This window comes from Cryobacterium luteum, assembly GCF_900110125.1.
In the GTDB taxonomy this organism is placed as follows: domain Bacteria; phylum Actinomycetota; class Actinomycetes; order Actinomycetales; family Microbacteriaceae; genus Cryobacterium; species Cryobacterium luteum.
Map to the genome: position 1 here is coordinate 1 of NZ_FOCN01000056.1, position 2994 is coordinate 2994.

At 57.8% G+C, this 2994-nt stretch carries 2 protein-coding genes; both read left to right on the forward strand.

From position 1 onward, the window contains the following. The first annotated feature begins 123 nt into the window (after nt 1-123). A complete protein-coding gene (locus BMW72_RS18125) occupies nt 124-753 on the forward strand; it encodes a class I SAM-dependent methyltransferase (RefSeq protein ID WP_092113130.1) in 630 nt (209 codons plus the stop codon). A gap of 702 nt (nt 754-1455) precedes the next feature. Further along, the gene (locus tag BMW72_RS18130) at nt 1456-2652 is read left to right on the forward strand and encodes a hypothetical protein (protein ID WP_134450358.1); all 1197 of its coding nucleotides are present in this window, start codon (nt 1456-1458) and stop codon (nt 2650-2652) included. The last annotated feature ends 342 nt before the right edge of the window (nt 2653-2994 follow it).

The following is a 2994-nucleotide window of genomic DNA, read 5'->3' on the forward strand; positions in this document are numbered from 1 at the left end:
ACTCGGCGGCATCACACCCACTCAAGCCATGCAACGACTACTGTCAGAGCCAGAAATACCCCTCGTTGCGACGACCGGTTGAATCCGCCGAACCCCTACCGGGCTTCTCCTAGACTCGGTCCCATGACTGGCAATGTGGTTCTGGATGCATACGCCGGTCGGGCGGAGGAATACACGGCGCTGCTGGGATCGATGGCTAACACGCACGAATCGGATCAGCGGTTTGTCGCCCAGTGGGCGCGCGACCTGCGGGGCGCGGTCATCGACGCGGGGTGCGGTCCTGGGCACTGGACCGATTTCCTCAAGAAGCGTGGTGTCGATGCGGAGGGTATCGATCACGTTCAGGCGTTCATCGTGCAAGCGAGAAAAAGATTTCCGACGGTCCCGTTCCGAGTCGCGTCACTGTGCGATCTCGAGGTCCCAGACGGACACGCAGCTGCAATTCTTGCGTGGTACTCCGTTATCCACCTTGCCCCGAATGACTTGCCAACGGTTTTGCGCGAGTTCGCCCGCTGTATTGCTCCTGGAGGCAGCCTCCTCCTCGGATTCTTCGAGGGCGACACCGTTGAGCCGTTTCCACACGCCGTTACGACCGCCTACTTCTGGCCTATCGGTGAGATGAGCACGCAGCTCGAGGCCGCAGGGTTTCACGTTCACGCGGTGAACACCCGAACCGATCCGGGCAAGCGGTCCCACGCCGCGATCATCGCCCATCGAATCGATGGTTCAGCGCCCTCAGAAGTTCCGTGCTAGCCACAAGCTCCGACGTCTATTCGTCCAAGGAACTTCAAAGGTCCAAATCTGAACAGCCTGTGTCATAAGCCGAACCCTATGCGGGCATATACGCCTCGGTCAATGACGCGTCGATAAGCATAGCGATCCCGAAGCCATCACTATCGTTCCTGCCACGATGATGACCGCCCTGATCGCTTCGATTGGCCCGCTGCTAGCCTTCATCCATGAGCCTCAGCGCATTTGCTTTCATCGACGACCATCGACGTGAGGTCCCGAAGCTGGTCGAGCTAGGTTCATGACACACCTTCGCTTGAGCAATCCGCCCGGTTCGCGATTCACTACGTGCGGCGGTCGAAGCTATTTCAGCCATCCTCACCATCGAGATCGGGGAATGTCTACTACGAAATCGATCTGGAGAATCAACGATGATGCAGAGTGTCACGTGTTTTGTCACACGGAGGTGCAGGAATCGGCGAGAGTCGCTCTGACTCAACCGGTTTGGGCCGTGGCAAGCGACGTCGCACAGCCTTTCGGCTCTAGGGGAGAGGTGCTTGCGCGCTTCTTTCCGCCACAGGTGGGATCAACAGACTGGCACGGTCACCCGGTTGGAAAAGGAAGCCCCGGGACTATTAAGACCGCGCCATCAGACGTGATCGAGGCTTGGGAGGCTAGCGGAGTAGTCTCCCACGCGCTAGCTAAGAAGCTGCGGAGACAGGTCATGTGATGGATATCCGACGACTTGTCCTACGGATTCCTGGCCAATGGGAAGATGCGTGGCTCTACCGCGGAAATCTGATCGTGTGGGACCGCCATGGCGCGATCTACTACGTTCCAGTCGACAAACTGCGGGCTAGCGCAATCCACGCCAGCGACCGGCATCATGGGGTGCTCGCTGATCACTTGGTGCTTCGCAGCGAGAGAAAATCGTCGCTCGAGTTCCAAGACGTATTGGCCATCCCCTCAATCCGGCGTGAATTTTTTTCGCCTCTCAAAGCAGAACCTGAAGTAGTCATTTCAATCACCCCAACAGTTCTCCGGCTAGCGTCAATTGAACCGATACCCGGCAACATCACCGACACCGTGGTATATGGGAACCGAATCTTCGCGACCAGCGACGCAGGGGTATACGAGACCCAATTCGACTCTCGTTACGACGAGCCGTCGCCAGTTCTACAGGTCATCGATGCCCCAGCCACAGCCGTAGTTGCCGGCAACGGTCAGTTTGCAGCATCGCTGGGAGACCTTGGCCTAATCTCTCGCGAGGTCGGCTTCGGGGATGGTGATCAGTGGATCCGGTCGGCGAAGAACGCTTCAGTCGAGACTCTGGCCCCCTACTCCCGCAATGTCACACGGTCATCGGTGCATCTGCTTAACTACGGCGTCGACCCGATACCGGACTTCATCCGTGCCACAACCCGGATCGATCGCCGAGAAAACGGATTTCAAGAGTCGATCGTCACCAAATTTCACCAGCCATCGTCGCTGCTGCAGTCGCTCCGAGGTGTGATGAGCGAAGAACTCACCGTTGACGAAATGACGGCCGGCGATCGATTCGAGGTGCTAGGCAACGCAAACTACCGCCTCCTCGTGCGGTTCGGGAGCAAGGTCCAAGTACTGAACTTGCGAGCATTTCAAAATCAGCCGCTCCGCGTGAATCAGGATCGTCGAATCGACGTTGGAAAGATGATGACGCGCCCGATCCGTCATGCGATGTCGACACAGGCGCTGCGCTCCGGATTCCTGGTGGAGCACACCGGCGGCGTGCATATCTTGAACGACTCAGGTGTCATCGAACTCACAAAAGAACTTGTCGTCCAGGCACGTACCTTCCCAAACTCACGACGATATGTAGACACGGTCGTCCTAGTGCGAGAAGAATGTCTTGATCTCGTCGGTTTCGTCGATCTCGCTCAGTAGGCGCATCTATCTATTGAGTGGTTCTTGCAATACGCCAATTCCACCTCTTTCAAGGCGCAATATCGCGGATCCCCACCCGCGCCTCTTCCCTAGCTCAATTGAACGTCCAATACTGTTTGCAAGCCGGACGACCAACGGGCGCGCTGAAGCGTGATTCCGCTCAAGTCGATTCGCTGAGCAAGTCGCCCGCAACGGGAACCCCTTGCGGAACGGTCAGAGTCGGGACGCTCAGAGAATTCAGGATGCGATAGTGAGGGTGATGGGGTCGGTCTCGGCAGGTCCGCCACATTGTTCAGTGCCGCCCACGCGGACCCAGTTGAGTGTCACGTCCCTCTCGGCGAG

Bases quoted from the DNA above. Each gene is read 5' to 3' on its own strand.
- BMW72_RS18125 (WP_092113130.1), top strand. From the start codon at position 124: ATGACTGGCAATGTGGTTCTGGATGCATACGCCGGTCGGGCGGAGGAA.